At 56.6% G+C, this 17,865-nt stretch carries 16 protein-coding genes and 5 tRNA genes; 3 read left to right on the top strand and 18 right to left on the bottom strand.

Going from position 1 to position 17,865, the window contains the following annotated elements; genetic code table 11:
- Positions 1-74 precede the first annotated feature (74 nt).
- The 4 genes from AO726_RS12245 to AO726_RS12230 form a co-directional block, all read right to left on the bottom strand.
- Positions 75-1,001, bottom strand: coding sequence for a 1-aminocyclopropane-1-carboxylate deaminase/D-cysteine desulfhydrase (locus AO726_RS12245; RefSeq protein ID WP_058068823.1), 927 nt, complete (start codon positions 999-1,001; stop codon positions 75-77).
- Positions 1,002-1,003: 2 nt separating this feature from the next.
- On the bottom strand, positions 1,004-2,344 hold the full coding sequence (locus AO726_RS12240; protein WP_058068349.1) for a hypothetical protein: 1,341 nt from the start codon (positions 2,342-2,344) through the stop codon (positions 1,004-1,006).
- Between the two features lie 262 nt (positions 2,345-2,606).
- Positions 2,607-3,038: a nuclear transport factor 2 family protein gene (locus AO726_RS12235; protein WP_058068348.1), complete on the bottom strand. Its 432-nt coding sequence runs from the start codon at positions 3,036-3,038 to the stop codon at positions 2,607-2,609.
- A 77-nt stretch (positions 3,039-3,115) separates the two neighbouring features.
- Positions 3,116-5,149 carry an NADPH-dependent 2,4-dienoyl-CoA reductase gene (locus AO726_RS12230; RefSeq protein ID WP_058068347.1) on the bottom strand — a complete coding sequence of 678 codons (2,034 nt, stop codon included), beginning with the start codon at positions 5,147-5,149 and terminating at the stop codon, positions 3,116-3,118.
- Between the two features lie 212 nt (positions 5,150-5,361).
- Here AO726_RS12230 and AO726_RS12225 point away from each other — a divergent pair, with 212 nt between their 5' ends.
- Entirely contained in the window at positions 5,362-6,399 is a 1,038-nt protein-coding gene (locus AO726_RS12225) for an AraC family transcriptional regulator (RefSeq protein WP_058068346.1), read from the top strand.
- Positions 6,400-6,684: 285 nt separating this feature from the next.
- Here the strand turns inward: AO726_RS12225 and AO726_RS12220 are convergent.
- From AO726_RS12220 to gspE, 14 genes are all read right to left on the bottom strand, one after another.
- Positions 6,685-6,761: transfer RNA gene (locus tag AO726_RS12220), tRNA-Asp, on the bottom strand.
- Between the two features lie 36 nt (positions 6,762-6,797).
- Positions 6,798-6,873, bottom strand: a tRNA-Val gene (locus tag AO726_RS12215).
- 54 nt (positions 6,874-6,927) lie between these two features.
- Positions 6,928-7,004, bottom strand: a tRNA-Asp gene (locus AO726_RS12210).
- Positions 7,005-7,101: 97 nt separating this feature from the next.
- A tRNA-Asp gene (locus AO726_RS12205) sits at positions 7,102-7,178 on the bottom strand.
- Positions 7,179-7,213: 35 nt separating this feature from the next.
- Positions 7,214-7,289 (bottom strand) — tRNA-Val (locus AO726_RS12200).
- A 131-nt stretch (positions 7,290-7,420) separates the two neighbouring features.
- A complete protein-coding gene (gene gspM, locus AO726_RS12195) occupies positions 7,421-7,936 on the bottom strand; it encodes a type II secretion system protein GspM (protein ID WP_241492103.1) in 516 nt (171 codons plus the stop codon).
- Between the two features lie 2 nt (positions 7,937-7,938).
- Complete coding sequence (gene gspL, locus AO726_RS12190; RefSeq protein ID WP_058068344.1) at positions 7,939-9,072, bottom strand: type II secretion system protein GspL; 1,134 nt, start codon at positions 9,070-9,072, stop codon at positions 7,939-7,941.
- A complete protein-coding gene (gspK, locus tag AO726_RS12185; protein ID WP_058068343.1) occupies positions 9,069-10,034 on the bottom strand; it encodes a type II secretion system minor pseudopilin GspK in 966 nt (321 codons plus the stop codon). Before gspK ends, gspL begins: the two co-directional genes overlap by 4 nt.
- Positions 10,031-10,705 (bottom strand): type II secretion system minor pseudopilin GspJ, encoded by a 675-nt coding sequence (gene gspJ, locus AO726_RS12180; protein WP_058068342.1) that lies wholly within the window; start codon positions 10,703-10,705, stop codon positions 10,031-10,033. The genes gspK and gspJ overlap by 4 nt, the downstream gene beginning before the upstream one ends.
- A complete protein-coding gene (gene gspI / locus AO726_RS12175) occupies positions 10,702-11,091 on the bottom strand; it encodes a type II secretion system minor pseudopilin GspI (RefSeq protein ID WP_058068341.1) in 390 nt (129 codons plus the stop codon). Before gspI ends, gspJ begins: the two co-directional genes overlap by 4 nt.
- Positions 11,088-11,648, bottom strand: coding sequence for a type II secretion system minor pseudopilin GspH (gene gspH, locus AO726_RS12170; protein ID WP_058068340.1), 561 nt, complete (start codon positions 11,646-11,648; stop codon positions 11,088-11,090). Before gspH ends, gspI begins: the two co-directional genes overlap by 4 nt.
- Positions 11,649-11,653: 5 nt before the next feature.
- Positions 11,654-12,079: a type II secretion system major pseudopilin GspG gene (gene gspG, locus AO726_RS12165; protein ID WP_058068339.1), complete on the bottom strand. Its 426-nt coding sequence runs from the start codon at positions 12,077-12,079 to the stop codon at positions 11,654-11,656.
- Positions 12,080-12,082: 3 nt separating this feature from the next.
- On the bottom strand, positions 12,083-13,300 hold the full coding sequence (xcpS, locus tag AO726_RS12160) for a GspF family T2SS innner membrane protein variant XcpS (RefSeq protein WP_058068338.1): 1,218 nt from the start codon (positions 13,298-13,300) through the stop codon (positions 12,083-12,085).
- Positions 13,301-13,302: 2 nt separating this feature from the next.
- Positions 13,303-14,790: a type II secretion system ATPase GspE gene (gene gspE / locus AO726_RS12155; protein WP_058068337.1), complete on the bottom strand. Its 1,488-nt coding sequence runs from the start codon at positions 14,788-14,790 to the stop codon at positions 13,303-13,305.
- A 249-nt stretch (positions 14,791-15,039) separates the two neighbouring features.
- On the opposite strand from gspE, the gene AO726_RS12150 reads away from it, so the two are divergent.
- Together AO726_RS12150 and gspD are read left to right on the top strand one after the other, a co-directional pair.
- Positions 15,040-15,690: a type II secretion system protein N gene (locus tag AO726_RS12150; RefSeq protein ID WP_058068336.1), complete on the top strand. Its 651-nt coding sequence runs from the start codon at positions 15,040-15,042 to the stop codon at positions 15,688-15,690.
- Between the two features lie 4 nt (positions 15,691-15,694).
- The gene (gene gspD / locus AO726_RS12145) at positions 15,695-17,647 is read left to right on the top strand and encodes a type II secretion system secretin GspD (RefSeq protein WP_058068335.1); all 1,953 of its coding nucleotides are present in this window, start codon (positions 15,695-15,697) and stop codon (positions 17,645-17,647) included.
- The last annotated feature ends 218 nt before the right edge of the window (positions 17,648-17,865 follow it).

The following is a 17,865-nucleotide window of genomic DNA, read 5'->3' as shown; positions in this document are numbered from 1 at the left end:
CTCCAGTCGTCAGGATGAATTGCGACTAACATCGGTTGGCTGGAGGGCCGCTTCCAGCCTTTAAACGCGGTGACTCAAACTTGGTTAAATCGCTCCAGCGCCGCAGCCCGTCCTTGCAGGCCACCGGTGTGGATGAAAACCACTCGGCTACCGGCGACAAAGTAACCGCGCCGCACAGCATGGCGCAACGCCATTATCGCCTTACCGGTATACACCGGCTCCAACGGCACCCCACTGTCGGCTTCGGCTGCGAACATCGTCTCAAGCAGTTCATGGTCAACTTTGGCAAAACCGCCTCGGCTGGCATCGTGCAGCACATAATCCGTTTGCGCATTGGCACACACCTGCTGCAAAGAGCCCTCAACGCCATGCCCAGCAGGTACCGCCAGTGCCACATGCAGTGTGCGCCCTGGCTGCTCAGCCAACAGCAGCCCAGCGGCTGTTGTTCCAGTACCTGCGGCCAGCCAACTGGCGTCGTAGTTATCCCAACCAAGCTCAGGCAGTTGCCGCTCGATCATCGCCACAATCTCGGCGCAACCTTGCATCCCCAAATGCCCACCACCACCCTCTGGGACCGGATAAAACTGCGGATAGCGCCGCAGCCATTCATCCCAGAAGCCAGCTGTATGCCGCTCACGATAGCCGCCGTAACCCAGCCAATGCAGAGTCATGCCCATTTTCCGCACATCACGGACGGTAGGCGTGTCCTGTTCATGTCCGCGCAACAAGCCGACCGTAGCAAACCCGAAGCGCTTGCCTGCCGCCGCCAGGGCATGCAGGTGATTGGAATGGGCACCACCCAGACTGATGACACCCTGCGCTCCCTGCCCGGCTGCCGCCTGCAGGTGATGGCGCAACTTAAACCACTTATTGCCACTGATCAGCGGATCAAGCAAATCCAGCCGCAGTACCGCCAGCTCAACACCTGCGGCAGCGGCCCACTCCAGTGTTAGCGGCTGCAGCGGGGCATGTGCAGACCAGCCGGAAATCGTCAGTGGCAAGGTCAACCTACGTTACGTACCCGGGCAGTAGCCTTATGCCGCGAACAGCAGTTGGATTCACCGGCAACGAAACGCCCCGGTACATCCACACGATCAACCGGGATCGAGCAACGCTCACCGTTAGCCATAACCGCACTACAGGTCGGCTGCTGATAGTGATCGACCCACTGGCGGTATTGCTCCTCGCTGACAAAGCACTTGCCAGCGGCATAGGCCATCGGGTTTTCCTGATACAGCTCAACGTCCTGCAACGGAATCGTCAGATGACCGGCCCCGGCGTGATACACCACAAACATCACACCCAACGCGCTCAGATTCTCCAGATAGCGCAAACCGCCTTGAGTCAGCAGCTGGGCATTGGTCTCGGTCAGACGTTTGATCTCTTGCTGGTTATCCGCATCCTGCTGATGCAGGTAACTCATTTCTACATCGCGGATGGACAACTGCTCCTTATGCTGAGCCTGCAGCTTGTCCAACTTGTCCTGCAGTTCGCGATCAAACTGGGCGCGCATCTGCTCGGCCTCATGCCGGGCATCCTGCTCAAGACTACGCAGCTGATCGCCCATATCCTTGCGGCTGGCTTGAAAGCTGGCGGCTTGTGCTGCTAACTCGGCCTGCAACTCGGCTATTCGGACCTGCAACGCCGCATTGTCGGCTTGCTGCTGATCCACACTCTGCTGCAGCGCTGCAATCCGTTCAGCTTGTGCCTGTATACGCTGCTGTGCATCAGCCTTGAGGCGGTTCATCTCATCGTCGTGTTGCTGAGTCAGCGTATTGAGTAACTGCCGCTGCTGCTTGAGCAGCTCGGCATTTTTCATGCGCTGCTCGCGTTCTTCTCTTAGCTGGCCACTGCCTGCCTTGAGCGAAGTGGCAACAGCCGGTTGTGGCTCCTCATCCAGCAGTAACCCCAACGCATTGCGTTTGACTGCATCAGCCAACTGCACAAAGTCATTGCACTCAGGTGAGTCTGATGGCTCCCACAGGAAGTGCCGGTAGCTCGCGACCGGGCAGTTGTCATGAGTGACCAACCGGACTGGGCCGGCACCAAGGTCAATGCCCCGCTCAGCCTGATCCGCCAGCGACTGCAGCGGAATATTCCAGCCGCCATCTGGCGCGCCGTCTTCATCAAAATCAAGGTAGAAGCACACCAGCGATTTGATTTGCAAACGCGGTGTAATCAGTACGTACGCTGCACGTTTCTGCTTATCCGCGAATTCGGCAATGTTCACCACGCCATCGAGTAATGCTTCGAATTCAGTGAACAACATCTGTTTGCCGATGCTGCCTTGTTCATTGAAGAACAACACAGCCTCAACCATCTGAGGTTTCTTCTTCAGCCCCATCGAACTCCCCTCGCCCGAACATAACCGCTGTTCAGTACGTTGCACGGTTGGCACGCGCTACGCATATTTTGAAATCGTTATAGTGCAGCAGCCCAATAATGGACATACCTAGTTTTGGCTATGCAAAAGCATTAGTCCGTTCAAGCTGCCAGCAAGTCTAGGTGAAACAACAACCCTGCCATGTGACACAGTTATCAGTCACCCTGCCAACTCACTCCCTGAAACACATTATCGGACTAATCAAATAGCACTTCAAAAGCAACTATGGCTGCTCAGCTTTGAGATAAGGAGCCAAGCGACGGCCCATCTCCTCCCCCAGCGCCTGCAAGCCACTCATGGGGCGAACCATGACTTCGAACTCGACGATCTTGCCTGCTTCGTCGAAACGGATCAGATCAATCCCCTTTAACTCCCGATTCGCCACGCTGGCGCTGAATTCCAGCACCACGCTCAAACCATCGCCCGAGGCCAACTGTCGGTGATAGGTAAAACCGGAGAATACTTTGATAACTGTATTAAGGATCAGAGAAACCACAGGTGCCCCTTGATAGGGCTTGTGAGCGACAGGCGAACGGAATACAGCCTGTTCGTGCAACAACTCGGGCAGCCGGCTCAAATCATGCTGCGCCACCATCTGATGCCAACGCTCCAGAGTTTCGCCAGCAGCCGATTGCAAAGTCAGATTCATGCTCATAACGCTCTCCTTATTATTGTGTTTTCAAGCGCGCCCCACCGATACAAGAAGCCCCGCACTCAGCGGGGCTTCCAGCCTTACAACTCAGCAGCCAGGCGCGAGCCCTGATTGATCGCCCGCTTGGCATCCAGCTCAGCAGCCACGTCAGCGCCACCAATCAGATGAACTGACTGCCCGGCCGCCACCAGCGCATCCTGCAACTCACGCAGCGGCTCCTGGCCCGCACAGATAATCACCGTATCGACCGGCAGCACTTGGGACTCACCCTCGCCTATACGAATGTGCAAGCCTGCGTCATCAATTTTCAGGTACTCAACAGAATTGAGCATCTGCACATTCTTGTTCTTCAGGCCTGTTCGATGAATCCAGCCAGTGGTTTTACCCAGGCCATCGCCGACCTTGCTTTTCTTCCGTTGCAGGAGGAATACCTGGCGGGCCGCCGGGTGTACGTCAGCCTTGATCCCGGCCACACCGCCACGCGCCTCAAGCGCTTTGTCGATACCCCACTCTTTCCAGAACGCCTCTCGGTTGAGGCTGGTGGACTCGCCCTGATGGGTGATGAACTCAGAGACATCAAAGCCAATGCCGCCCGCTCCAATCACTGCAACTTTCTGCCCGACCGGTTTGCGCTGCAGGATGGCATCCAGATAGCTGATCACCTTGTCATTCTCAATTCCCGGAATCGCCGGAGTACGCGGCACAATACCGGTGGCTAGGATGACTTCATCAAAGCCCTCCTTGAGCAGGTCATCAGCACTCACCCGAGTGTTAAGGCGCACATCCACACCTGTGGTTTCCAACTTGCGCTTGAAGTAGCGCAGAGTCTCGTAGAACTCCTCCTTGCCCGGTACTCGCTTAGCCACATTGAACTGACCACCAATCTCAGATGCCGCATCAAAAAGCACAACGCTGTGACCACGCTCAGCCGCCACAGTCGCTGCCGACAAGCCCGCTGGGCCCGCCCCCACCACAGCAATTTTCTTCACCTGGGTGGTTGGGATGTAGTTCAGTTCGGTTTCATGACAGGCACGAGGATTAACCAGGCAACTGGTTAACTTGCCGCCGAAAGTGTGATCCAGACAAGCCTGGTTGCAGCCGATGCAGGTGTTGATTTCATCCGCACGACCTGCCGCAGCCTTGTTCACAAAATCCGGATCAGCCAGGAACGGACGCGCCATCGACACCATGTCAGCATCGCCTTCCGCCAGAACCTGTTCAGCCACTTCCGGAGTATTGATCCGATTGGTGGTAATCAGCGGAATGCCCACCTCACCACGCAGTTTCGCCGTGACTTTAGTGAAGGCTGCACGCGGCACCTTGGTGGCAATAGTCGGAATGCGCGCTTCGTGCCAACCAATACCGGTGTTGATAATGGTTGCACCGGCCTTTTCGATAGCCTTGGCCAACATCACAATTTCATCCCAAGTGCTGCCACCCTCGATCAAATCGAGCATGGACAGGCGGTAGATGATGATGAAGTTAGGGCCAACTGCTTCGCGCACGCGCCGTACAATCTCCACCGGCAGACGCATGCGGTTTTCATAGGATCCGCCCCAACGGTCTGTGCGCTGGTTGGTATGAGCTACCAGGAACTGGTTGATGAAATAGCCTTCCGAACCCATCACTTCAACGCCGTCGTACTCGGCCCGCTGCGCCAACGAGGCACAGGTGACGAAATCGGCAATCTGCTTCTCAATACCGTCTTCATCCAACTCAGTGGGTTTGAATGGGTTGATTGGAGCCTGAATCGCGCTGGGTGCTACCGATTTCGGGCTGTAGGCATAGCGCCCGGCGTGAAGAATCTGCATACAGATCTTGCCACCAGCCTCATGCACAGCGCGGGTCACAATCTTGTGCTTTTCCGCCTCTTCCGGCGTTGTCAGCTTGGCGGCACCGGAGTACACACCACCCTCGACGTTTGGCCCAATCCCGCCCGTTACCATCAGGCCAACGCCGCCACGGGCACGCTCAGCGAAATAAGCCGCCATCCGCTCAAAGCCATCCGGCCTTTCCTCTAAGCCTGTGTGCATAGAACCCATCAGGGTGCGGTTGCGTAACGTGGTAAAGCCGAGATCCAACGGGGCCAGCAGGTTGGGGTAGTGAGCAGTCATGACAATCTCCACATCGGGCTTTGGCATTGCACGGAAATGCTGACACCTCATCATTGGGCATCAGTCGATATGGCGAAGACGATAGTCACCCAGAGCCACGCGCTCAATGACCATAATTGACAAGATACTGATCAAAACTTACATAAGCCCTTGGCAAAGCCAGTGTCGTTACCTACCTTACAAGCTGGCTAAGGACTCACGACCCAAATCACATGCATAAAGCCCGAATCAAACTTGGCAACCTGTCGGTCAGCTTCGTCCACTCTCTGGCCGACGCCATGAGGCATTGCGGGCATGCTCCGGAAGCCCTTTTGCAAGCCTACGGCCTCGACCCCAGCCGCATGTCTGAACCACGCGCGCGCCTGTCGATCCCGCGCTTCATGCGCCTGGGCCACAGCGCAATCCAGCAATGCCAGCAACCGACACTGGGCCTGCTGATGGGTAAACACGCTCGTCTCAGCCAACTAGGTCTCGCCGGAGTGACCGCTGCTCAGGCACCGACCGTACGTGAAGCAGCAAGGGCCATAACCCGCTTCGAGCCCCTCTATGCAGCCAACTATCGCGGCCAGTCCAGTTTTCATGAAGACACTCAGGGCGCCTGGCTGCGCTTCTACTCAATTAGCCCTTACAACGCCTACAACCGCTTTGTCGTCGATTCAGTCCTGTCGAGCTGGCAGCACTACTTCATCAACCTGAGCGCGCAGCCGATCACACTCGACAAAGCCCAAATCGAATTCTCCGCTCCTGACTACGCAGAACACTACGCCAGCCTCTTTAACTGCCCAGTTGAGTTTTCCGCCAGCCACAACCAACTGCGACTAAGCCAACAGACACTCAACCTGCGTAACCCAGAGCACTGCCCGAGCACCTGGCACCATTTGCTGCAACTCTGCGAAAAAGAACTGGAACAGCTGACCCGCACACGCAACCTCAGCGAGCGCATCACGCTGATCTTGGGATCCTTACTGCACGGGCGAGAACCTGATCTCGAAGAAATAGCCAAACGCCTGCATCTGCCAACCTGGACACTGCGGCGCAAGCTAGCCGAAGAAGGTACGCAGTTCCGCATCCTGCTCAATGACACACGCAGGGATCTGGCGATGGCCTATATCCGCGACACTGAATTAAGCTTTGGGGAGATTGCCTACTTGCTGGGCTTTGCCTCAGCCGAGGCATTTCAACGGGCCTTTAAACGCTGGAACCAGCAGACCCCGGGCGAGTACCGACGCGAACAGCGTCGTGCCCAATAAAAAACGCTACCTCGTCAAAGCTCGGTAGCGTCTTCATCCAACTCAACTGGACCCAGCTCTGCAGCCCGGGCTTCCAACAGCTCTTCCTGATACTCGTCCATACAATTCTCCTCTGGTTACCATTGATCTTCGGACTCAACTCGCAAGCCAAGGTTCCCTGTAAGCACAAGGAACACTCCTGCTGCTGAGTGATTATCAGGCTAGAGAATAAATATGAACGCAATATGACAGTTTGACTCAGGCAAGAAAAAACCCTCAGGTATTGCTACCTGAGGGTTTCTTGTATGGCGCAGCGGACGGGACTCGAACCCGCGACCCCCGGCGTGACAGGCCGGTATTCTAACCGACTGAACTACCGCTGCGCGTCGGTTTGGGCATAACGCCCGGTACAACAAAAATGGTGGGTGGTGACGGGATCGAACCGCCGACCCTCTGCTTGTAAGGCAGATGCTCTCCCGGCTGAGCTAACCACCCGGTATCTCTACTTCAATAAAAAACCCTCAGTTTGACCCAAGGGCTTCTTAAATATGGCGCAGCGGACGGGACTCGAACCCGCGACCCCCGGCGTGACAGGCCGGTATTCTAACCGACTGAACTACCGCTGCGCGTCGGTTTGGACTTACGTCCGTACAACTCTTGCTTCGTCTGACAGAACAGCTTGGCTGGTCTGTCTCATCCCAGGCATGCCTGAGATGGAAAATATGGCGCAGCGGACGGGACTCGAACCCGCGACCCCCGGCGTGACAGGCCGGTATTCTAACCGACTGAACTACCGCTGCGCGTCGGTTTGGACATGATGTCCTTTCACAGCAAGTGGTGGGTGATGACGGGATCGAACCGCCGACCCTCTGCTTGTAAGGCAGATGCTCTCCCGGCTGAGCTAATCACCCGCTTGCTTGCGAGGTGCGCAATTTACGGACGAACCGAACGTAAGTCAACACCCTGCTTGAAGTTTTTCTGAAAAAAGCCAAAAAATGCTACCAGCACCACTAACCTGGGATGACCATCGCCGACCCCATCTTCAATTTGCGACACGCAAACTCAGACGTGCCGTAACCAAGTTGTCATCACCTCGGTTCAGCCCCGCCTCCGCAATACCGACACCTTGTTCCTGCAGCAAGGTGAACCAACGAAGTAGCTGGGCAAATGGGGCTGGGCGCAGATTCACCTGCACCACGCCACTGCCATCACTATCGACGCGCTCCACCATCAAGCCCTGTGCAGCTGCAGTTGAGGTCACCAACCCCTGCAAGCGAGCCGGATCAACCGTCACCTGAGGGACATTGGCAATCGCTCTGGCCCGTTCTGCATTCGCTTGTATATAGGCATTCAACTCACGCTGTGACTCGAATGCCTGGCGTGCCTGCTGGACTTGCTTTTGTGCAGGCAGCCAGAGCACCAGATACAGCACGACCAGCAGCAAAAATGCCGCAAGCGCCACCAATGAGGCCTGATCACGGGGCGGCAACCAGCGCCAACGGACCATCAGCTGGGAATTCTCCAAGTGGCGCGTAAAGCCTTTTGTTTGTGCAAGCATGTTCATCCTCCGACCACCACGCGGGCACTGACCCCGTCACCTTCACGCGTCGCTGAACCCAACTGCACGCTCAACCCACTGTCCTGTAAACGCTCGCGCAGCTGCTCCAGATCAGCAAAACCACTGGCCAAAACCTGCATGGCGAGATCGCCACGGGCCTCGCTGAAGTCCACCTGTGCAATCTCCACTTTCCTGCCGCTTTGGTTAAGGGCCTTACTGACCTCGCTCAGCAGATTCAGCAAACGCGGTTGTGCACCACCTGCAGCGACCTGTAGGTGATGATCAAATTGCGCGCGAACATTGACCAATCGCGTGTCGTCTGGAAAAAGCTCGCGGTACAGCGCCTCACTGGAGGCCGCATAAGCATCCGCTTGCCGCTGCAGGTGCCAGCCCTGCGCCAGGTTGAACACCCACTGCATGACCAGCAACAGCGCCACTACCATGGCCACCGGCTTGAAACGCTGCCACTGCGCATTACTGCTTTGCACTGCAAAGTCTCCCTGCGCAAGGTTATTGCGTACCGGCTGTTCGGCCAGCCATCTGCGTACATCTTCCAGAGGCTCGGCCTGCTCCATGCTGGATGGCAGTGGCATTCCTTGTTCATACCACGCCTGGACTGGCTGAACACTCAGCGCACTTATTTGCTCCCACTCGTCAGGCCTGAAGGCCAGACGTGCTGCATTGTCGCCCCCCAGCAAACAGCGCTTGGCTTGAAACAACACGCTGCCACCCCCAGCCGGTAACAAATCAGCATCCAAGGCAATAACCTGCGGAGGATGCTCGCAGATATTGAGCCAGCTACTCAGCCACTGCTTACGCACAGCGAAAACACGGTGACGCCCATCCTCCAAAGCCTCACCCAGCGCCAGGTGCATCAACTCAACGTCTTCAGCCACCACATCCTCTACCGCAAACGGCAGAGCTTGCCGTAACCAGCGCGCCTTGCGGGTAGGCAGGTTGACAGCACAGGCGGTGACTGCCTCTACGGGCAACACCAAAGTCCAACTTCCACTCAGCCCCGACTGCGCCTCGGCAAAACTTAGCGCTTCACTGGTTTCGGCTGACACCAGCCAAACCGGCAGTTCCGGATTAACCTCCGCACACGCCTCTGGCGGCAGAAAGATATGCGTATTCATTCTTGCTCTTCCTCAACGACCACAGGCATCAGCGCCCCCTGCCCCAAATCCCGACTCAGCACAAAGACCTTACCGTCAGCCCCCCGATACAGATTGCTGCGCAAAACCTGGCGGCGATCTCCAACGGTTACATCCGTGATTACCTGAAAGTAACGGCTGCCAACAGCTCGCGCCTGGCTTTCCAGTTTCATGCCACCCAGTTGCGCTTCAATAGCTGCCGGGTCTGAATACCCTTCCGCGCCCCGAGCGGCGACTAAACCCTGTGCAGTGCTGTAGGAAATGCCATCCGCCAGAGTCGTGAGTATGCGAGCACTGGCAGTATTGATATTCAGCGTGGCGTCAGCTGGCAGCGCAGTTACATAGGGCAGCAGCAGCTGATAATCCTTCTGGGTCATTTCCAGAATCAGGCGTAACTCAGAGACATCCGTGAACTCACGATTGGCTGCGCGGTAGGCTGGTGGGTCCAGTAGATACTGATTGTCTTCAGCACCATATCCACCAGAAGGTTGGTCATCCGCATCAATCCAATCGATCAGTCGTTCGGTATAAGCCGCATTGAGTTGCAAACTCAGCAGCAAGCGCCGGAATTGGGCGACCGCCGCTTTATCTACCTGCTCGTTACGCACCAGACTGTTGAGGTTGAAGCGCGAGGTCAGGTCGATGATCTGGATTTGCAGCAGCCCGCCTTCATCTAACGCAAAAGGCTTGTTGAGTTTGGCCCAGCGCTCTCCCAGGTGGTCCACCGGTTTGCTGGTGTTTCCCTGGTTAAAATCGCGCTGCAGGATGGCCTTGGCCAGAACTTCTCCGCCCATGGCGTACTGCAGTGCCTGTCTCACATGTAATTGATTGGCACTACTGCGGATTGAAACCTGCTGACGATTGATGATGCCTGCACTGATAACCGTCACTACAGCGACCACCAACAGCACAGTGATCAGCGCCATACCCTGCTGACGCCTCATGATTCCGGCTCCTCAGGTTGCGAGTCAGACTCCCCCGGTGGAGCATTACGTTCGTTATCAGGAACTCCCTCCGGCAAACGTATCAGGCGTAGCAGCTCGCCATAGCGCTGGTGGTGGAGCCGCAGCTCAACCGCTTTGGGTAAAAGTATCAGCGAGTCTTTGCTGGAGGCGTCGAGCGGTGGCCAGCTGTCCTGCCAGGTGTGCTCACTGTCCATGTATCGCAAATGCAGTTCAGTTACACCGCTGAGCGCTTGCTGAATCTGTGGCTGGCTGTCTTGCGCCTGATCCAGCACCGTCCAATAGCGGCGCTGCCATTGCTCACCACTGAGCTGCCACCTTACCCGTTGCAGACTGGCTCGCGGTTGGTCCAGGGGATTGCGCCAACCGCTGCGAGTCAGCTCGATCACCGCACCATTGAGTTCTTCCCCTACCAGAGCAGGCCGCGGGTCGCCAAATGGGTCGCGCACAGGACGAGCGATCACCTGAATCACATCTCGCTCAAATGCGGCCATAGCCCGAATCAATTCACGCAGCTGCGCCTCGTGCGCCCGAGTTACTTTATCGGTCTGCATAACGCTGTCGAGCATGCGATAAGTCGCCAAACCCAGCAGCGCAAAGATAGCAATGGCGATCAGCAGCTCCAGCAGTGTGAACCCTTTAGCACGTTTCATGGCATGGTCCCGATAAAACCACTAAGGCTCACCAGCGAGCGCTCACTGATGTCGATAGCCAGATCCTTGGGCTCATAGAGCGCCACCCACAGGGTGACCCGGCGCATATTCGGCTCGCTGGTCGCTCGCACCTCGCTAAGCCACTGCCAGCGCCGTCCGGCCAACTCGGTTTCACCTTTCTCGCGCCCATCGGCGACGGGCTCTTGTGCGAGCTGCATTTCAGTCAGTCGGTTGTCAGCCACCCACATGGCCAACGTCTTGTCCTCAAGACGCGAAGCCGTTTGCAAGCTAGCGCTCCCAGCCTTAAGCACACTGGCCGCGACCAGCGCAAAAATCGCCAAAGCGACCAAAACTTCGAGCAGAGTAAAGCCACGGGCACGTTTCATTTAGTGGCCCCTGAATCTGGCTCCAGCTCAGCCTTGGGCAGTTGAAAGCCGTCAGTCACCAACTGCATGCGCAAACCGTCAGCTCGACGTTCAGCCAGACGCATACGAAAAGGACTCATCTCGCCACTCGACAGCAGCAGCACTTGCGGGACTGGCTTAACCGATCTGGAAGGTTTCAGCGATTGGGAGGAGTCTTTATCCAGCTGAGGCATTTTGAGCGCCTCCCCCTCCAGCTCAACGCTCAGCTCAGCCCACTCCGGAAGCGCATACGGCTTGCCAGACAATGGTTGCCAGTCACGTTTTAGCGGGTCGTAGCGCAGCACCTGATAGGTGTTTGGCGTTAACAGCAGTCCATATTCCTGATTGTCCAATACGGCTTCTTCTGCCAATACGCCAATCAAACCTGCCAGACGCTCCGCCTCGCCCTGCAACTTGCGCCCCGGCCCTGCTATGCCACTGCTAAATGCAGTCAACGCAATTAAAACGCCGAGAATAACCAGCACCACCAACAACTCAATCAGGGTAAAGCCCCCAGTTTTTGCGCGGTGCTGATTCATGCTGATCAGAGATCCCAGTTACCGATATCGGAATCCTGATCGCTGCCGCCTTCCTTGCCATCAGCACCATAGGAATACAGGTCAAACGCTCCCTTGGTACCTGGCGCCAGGTACTGGTACGGATTGCCCCACGGATCGATCGGCAAGCGCTTCAGGTAGCCATCGCGGTTCCAGTTTTTCGGCTGGGGATTGCCGCTGGGCTTTTTCACCAACGCTTCAAGGCCCTGCTGGGTGCTCGGATAAGCGTGATTGTCGAGTTTGTACATATCCAGCGCTGCGCCAATGGCGCGGATATCGTTCTGTGCAGCAGTGACTTTGGCCTGATCAGGCCGGCTCATAACCTGAGGAACAACCAACGCCGCGAGGATGCCGAGGATGACCACCACGACCATGATTTCGATCAGGGTAAAACCGCTCTGACGTTTCTTCATTACTTAACCCACCAACTGATTGAGAGAGAGAATTGGCAACAAGATAGCCAGCACAATAACCAGCACCACCGCCCCCATGAACACCAACATAAAAGGCTCAAAAAGCCCTACCAGCAGCGCAATCTGTGCGGCTAACTGACTTTCCTGATTCGCCGCCGTACGCGTCAGCATCTGATCCAACTCACCCGAGCGCTCACCGCTGGCGATCATGTGCAGCATCATCGGCGGAAACTGGCCGCTGACCTCCAACGCCCGGGTCAGCGATCCGCCTTCACGGACTTTTTGTGCTGCCACCAATACATCAGCGCGAATCACCCGATTGGCAATAACCTGAGCCGCAATGTGCAAGGCTTCAACCAGCGGCACGCCGCTGCGAGTCAAAATCGCCAAAGTGGAAGCAAAACGAGCGCAATCGGTTGCACGGATCAGCCGCCCAACCAGCGGCCCCCTTAGCAGAAAGGTATGCCAGCGCGCCTGAAACGCCTCATCACGCAGCGCAATGCGCAAGGCGACAATGCCGGCGGCTATTAACAACACCGCCAGCCAACCCCACCCCTTAACCCAGTCACTCAGCGCAATCAGCCCGCGGGTCAAGGCTGGCAGCGTTTGTCCGGAGTCGATAAACACCTTGACCACATCTGGCACCACATAGCCCAGCAGGAAGCCCACAATCAGCAGCGATGCCCCCATCAAAATCAGCGGATACAGCAGCGCCAGCTGAATCTTTTGACGCGACTGCTGACGTTGTTCGGTGTAGTCCGCCAACTGTTCCAGCACTGGTCCCAAATGCCCGGCATGCTCACCAGCTGCCACCGTGGCGCGGTAAAGATCGGGGAACGCCGAGGGAAATTCCTTAAGGCTGCTGGCCAGATCATGCCCTTCCAGTACCCGGGCCCGCACCGCCAGCAACATGCTCTGCACGCGGGATGAGGTGGCTTGGGCGGCAGCAGCACGCAATGCCTCTTCAATCGGCAGTGCGGCCTGCACCAGTGTGGCCAGCTGACGGGTAATTAATGCCAGATCCGCCGCAGAGATTCCCCGACCGAAACTGAACTGAGCCGCGGTACTGGTATTTTCACGACTGCGCGAGGCCTTAACCTCAAGCGGTGCCATCTGCCGCTCACGCAGAATCTGCCGAACCTGTCGGGCACTGTCAGCCTCCAGCACGCCCTTCTGCTGACGGCCTTTGCCATCCAGCGCGATGTATTCAAACGCGGCCAAACCTATTCCTCCCGCGTCACGCGCAGCACTTCTTCAATCGTGGTAGCGCCTTCCAGCACCTTGCGCCGACCATCCTCACGGATACTGGGGCCAAGGCTACGGGCATGACGTGTCATTTCCTGCTCGGATGCAGCGTTGTGAATCAAGGTGCGCAGTTGGTCGTCAAATACCACTAACTCATAGATACCTGTTCGGCCGCGGTAGCCCTGCTGATGGCACTCTGCACAGCCACGCGCGTGATGGAGTGTTGGCGGGTTTTCAGTCGATACGCCCAACATCCGGCACTCAGCTTCATCTGCCTGATAGGGCTCTTTGCAATGCGGGCACAGCACCCGAACCAGACGCTGTGCGAGCACGCCCAACAAAGACGAAGACAGCAGGAACGGTTCAACACCCATATCAACCAGGCGGGTGATCGCACCAATGGCACTGTTGGTGTGCAGCGTCGATAGCACCAAGTGCCCCGTCAGCGACGCTTGCACTGCGATTTCGGCGGTTTCCCGGTCGCGGATTTCACCGACCATCACCACATCCGGGTCCTGGCGCAAAATCGCTCGCAATCCGCGCGCAAACGTCATGTCGACCTTGGAATTAACCTGGGTCTGGCCGATGCCTTCGAGGTGATACTCTATCGGGTCTTCGACCGTCAGAATGTTGCGCGTGGAATCGTTAAGACTGGTCAGGCTGGCATAAAGCGTGGTGGTTTTCCCCGATCCGGTGGGGCCTGTGACCAGCAAAATACCGTGTGGTTTGCGCACGGTGGCTTCCATCAGGTCGCGGTCACGGCTGCTCATGCCCAAGTGCTGCAAATTGAGTCGCCCGGCCTGTTTATCGAGCAAACGCAACACCACTCGTTCACCGTTGGCAGATGGTAGCGTCGACACACGCACATCCACTTCCCGGCCACCGACCTTGAGGGAAATGCGGCCATCCTGAGGAATACGTTTTTCGGCGATATCCAGTCGCGCCATCACCTTGACCCGGGAGACCAGCAACCCGGCCAATTCGCGCTTGGGCTCAAGCACTTCACGCAGGACGCCATCAACCCGGAAGCGCACCACCAAGCGTTTCTCAAAGGTTTCCAAGTGGATATCAGAAGCGTTTTCTTTGATCGCCTCACCAAGAATGGCGTTGATCAGACGAATAATCGGCGCGTCGTCTTCCTGCTCCAGCAGGTCTTCGGTCTCAGGAACCTGATCAGCCAGCGCTGCAAGATCAAGGCTACCGCCGATATCTTCAGCCAGCTGCATGGAGGCCGAGTCATGCTGATATGCAACGCCCAGCGCTTGTTCAAAGGCTTCACTGGAGAGTGGCAACAACGCCAGGTCAGTGCCCAAATAGCGGCGAGCCTCGGCCAGGATCACTGGATCTACACCTGGACGATAAGCGAGTCCGGGCACACCCGAGATGGCTTGCAAGAGCACGCCATGGCGTTTGGCAAAACTAAATGGCAGGCGCCGTGTTGGCGCATCGGTGAGCAGCGCATTCATCCCTAACAGGCCTTTATCTGACACGATTATTCCATTAACGGCCGGCCAATCCTCTGGCGAGCCTCAAAATAGACTCTGCGTGTTAATTGTTATTATTTGACCGCAATCTCCTGAAAGCAGCGCGCTATCTTTAGCACATTGCGCCGCATGAAACACCATCCTAACGAGGGGCTGGCAAACGCCCGGCAAGACGTTATGATCGGCCAAATTGCTACACCGATATAATAATAAGCCATGGAGTGACACCCCTTGCCGTTACCAGCCTACCCACGCTGGCTGTACCGACATGCCCCTACTTTGCTGGGCCTAGCCTTGGTTATTGCCATGTGTATTAACCTGGGATGGCAGAGTATTGACTGGATCCGGCTGACCCAGGCAGTCCCTAAAGGCAGCGAAGAACCAGCTCAGGCCAGTGGCGAGAACACCCTCGACCCACAACTGTCCAAAGTATTCGGCAACAGCAGCGCCGCTAGTCAGGGCCCAGCTCCAAGCACCAGCCTCAACCTGACTTTACTTGGCAGTTTCGTTAATCCTGACCCGCAGTTATCCAGCGCCATTATTCTCAATGGCAGCACAGCCCAGCGCTATCAGGTCGGCAGTGAAATAAGCAGCGGCGTGACCCTGCATTCAGTTGCCATGACACAAGTTGAACTCATGCGCAATGGTCGCCGTGAAAGTCTGAGCTTTCCTGTGGCCAAATCCAGCGCTTTCAGCCCAACAGAAAATAGCTACACCCCTCCGGTTGAAGAAAGCCTGACACCTGAGCAACTTGAACTGCTTGAGTCCGATGACCTCAAGCAATTGCGTCAGCGCATGCGTGATTTACAACAGCAGATGCAGGGAGCAACTGTTGAAACGCAGCCTGTCGATACCTCTGAACCTGCCACGGAAAGCCAGTGACCCGATGACTCCGACTCTCTCGCGTATCACCTCCGCCCTGCTGCTAGCCGGACTGGTTTTCAGCCCTCTCCCGGCCCTTGCAGCCCCTACAGGCATTACGCCCAGCAATAGCCAACAAGAAGAAAGCTGGACGATCAATCTCAAGGGTGCCGACATCCGTGAGTTTATTGATCAGATTGCTTCGATCAGCGGTCAAACCTTCGTAGTCGATCCACGGGTCAAAGGCCAGGTCAGCGTAGTCTCCAGCAGCCCACTGAACCTCACTGAGGTGTATCAGCTGTTCTTGTCGGTGATGGCGACCCACGGCTTCACCGTCATCACTCAGGGCGATCAGGCTCGCATCGTGCCTAATGCCGAGGCTAAAGCCGAAGCCGACACAGGCCGCTCTGCGCCCGACCGGCTGGAGACGCGCCTGATTCAGGTTCAGCACTCATCGGCAGCAGAACTCATTCCGCTGATCCGCCCGCTTGTGCCTCAGTACGGACATCTAGCGGCAATTACCAGCGCCAACGCAATCATCATTAGCGACCGAACGGCCAACATCAAACGTATAGAAGATTTGGTCCGCCAACTGGACCAAAAAGGCCAGAACGATTACAGCGTCATGAACCTGCAACACGCATGGGTCATGGATACCGCTGAGGTGCTGCGCAACTCCATTGATCGCGGCCAGACTAAAGGCGCATCCGGCACACAGGTCATTGCGGATGGCCGCACTAACCGGCTGATCATCCTTGGCCCACCGGCTGCTCGTACCAAGCTGATCAACCTCGCTCACTCACTCGACACGCCCACGAGCCGCTCAGCTAATACGCGAGTTATCCGCTTACGCCATGGCGATGCGAAGAGTCTGGCCGAGACACTTGGCGAGCTGTCAGAGAAGCTCAAGCCAGAAGGCAGTACAGAGGCTGGAACCGGAAAACCTCAAACGCTCTTGATTCGCGCTGACGAAAGCCTGAACGCGCTGGTTCTGCTAGCCGAACCGGATGTGGTCGCGACCCTGGAAGACATCGTCCGCCAGTTAGACGTACCACGAGCTCAGGTTATGGTTGAGGCGGCGATTGTCGAGGTATCCGGTGATATTTCTGATGCGCTCGGCGTGCAATGGGCCGTGGATGCAACCGGCAGTACGGGTGGCATTGGCGGCACCAACTTCAGTGGCACCGGACTTTCTGTCGGGACAATCCTCAAAGCCTTCCTCGACCAAAAAGAAGGCAATGACAACAGCGCCATCGGCAACCTACCTGATGGTGCCATCATCGGCTTGGGAACAGACAGTTTCGGCGTCCTGATTACAGCGCTTTCGGCCAATAGCAAAAGCAACTTGCTCTCCACACCAAGCTTGCTGACACTGGATCATCAAAAAGCTGAAATCCTCGTGGGCCAGAACGTGCCTTTTCAAACCGGCTCGTTTACCACTAACTCATCCGGCGCTGACAACCCCTTTACCACCATCGAACGTCAGGACATTGGGGTAACCCTTAAAGTGACCCCGCATATCAATGACGGTGCATCCCTGCGTCTGGAAATTGAGCAGGAAATTTCGTCCATTGCACCAACCACTCAGGGTGTATCGGCGGTTGATCTGATCACCAACAAGCGCTCAATTAAGAGCACGATTCTGGCTGAGGATGGCCAGGTCATCGTATTGGGGGGCCTGATACAAGACGACGTCACTCAGGCCGATTCCAAAGTTCCTGTACTCGGCGATATCCCGGTACTGGGGCGCTTGTTCCGGTCGAGTAAAGAAACCCGAGTCAAACGCAACCTGATGGTTTTTCTGCGCCCAACAGTTGTGCGAGACGCTGCCGGACTGGCAGCTCTTTCCGGTAAAAAATACAGCGACATACGCGTACTGGGCGAAGGTCGTGAAGACTACAAACCCGGCATATTGCCCGCCGATCCGACAAGTCTGTTCGATCAATCGGACAAGAGGGGCTCCATCGACCTGCGTTAATCCCTGCTCAATCAAAGGCCCGGTAGCGCCGGGGCCTTTTTATTTGTGTCAGTAGCCCTCTGTTAACAATCAATGCCACACGCAAACAGCATGTGCTGTGATGAGTCTGCATCACCACAACCTTCTCCCTTTAGTTCTACGTCACAGACAGACCTTGAACCTCTAGCGATGTTGGGATCAGGCGGCCCCTCCCATATCTGTGGTAAGGCCACGAAGCA

The organism is Pseudomonas sp. TTU2014-080ASC, assembly GCF_001446935.1.
In the GTDB taxonomy this organism is placed as follows: domain Bacteria; phylum Pseudomonadota; class Gammaproteobacteria; order Pseudomonadales; family Pseudomonadaceae; genus Aquipseudomonas.
Note: the sequence above shows the minus strand (reverse complement) of the source record. Positions and strands in the feature narration are given on the sequence as shown.

Coding starts and splice junctions, on each gene's coding strand:
- gspK (WP_058068343.1), bottom strand. CDS start 10,034: ATGAGGCGTCAGCAGGGTATGGCGCTGATCACTGTGCTGTTGGTGGTC.
- gspE (WP_058068337.1), bottom strand. CDS start 14,790: ATGAATGCGCTGCTCACCGATGCGCCAACACGGCGCCTGCCATTTAGT.
- AO726_RS12235 (WP_058068348.1), bottom strand. CDS start 3,038: ATGAGCATGAATCTGACTTTGCAATCGGCTGCTGGCGAAACTCTGGAG.
- gspD (WP_058068335.1), top strand. CDS start 15,695: ATGACTCCGACTCTCTCGCGTATCACCTCCGCCCTGCTGCTAGCCGGA.
- gspM (WP_241492103.1), bottom strand. CDS start 7,936: ATGCTTGCACAAACAAAAGGCTTTACGCGCCACTTGGAGAATTCCCAG.
- AO726_RS12230 (WP_058068347.1), bottom strand. CDS start 5,149: ATGACTGCTCACTACCCCAACCTGCTGGCCCCGTTGGATCTCGGCTTT.
- AO726_RS12240 (WP_058068349.1), bottom strand. CDS start 2,344: ATGGGGCTGAAGAAGAAACCTCAGATGGTTGAGGCTGTGTTGTTCTTC.
- gspJ (WP_058068342.1), bottom strand. CDS start 10,705: ATGAAACGTGCTAAAGGGTTCACACTGCTGGAGCTGCTGATCGCCATT.
- gspI (WP_058068341.1), bottom strand. CDS start 11,091: ATGAAACGTGCCCGTGGCTTTACTCTGCTCGAAGTTTTGGTCGCTTTG.
- gspL (WP_058068344.1), bottom strand. CDS start 9,072: ATGAATACGCATATCTTTCTGCCGCCAGAGGCGTGTGCGGAGGTTAAT.
- gspH (WP_058068340.1), bottom strand. CDS start 11,648: ATGAATCAGCACCGCGCAAAAACTGGGGGCTTTACCCTGATTGAGTTG.
- AO726_RS12225 (WP_058068346.1), top strand. CDS start 5,362: ATGCATAAAGCCCGAATCAAACTTGGCAACCTGTCGGTCAGCTTCGTC.
- gspG (WP_058068339.1), bottom strand. CDS start 12,079: ATGAAGAAACGTCAGAGCGGTTTTACCCTGATCGAAATCATGGTCGTG.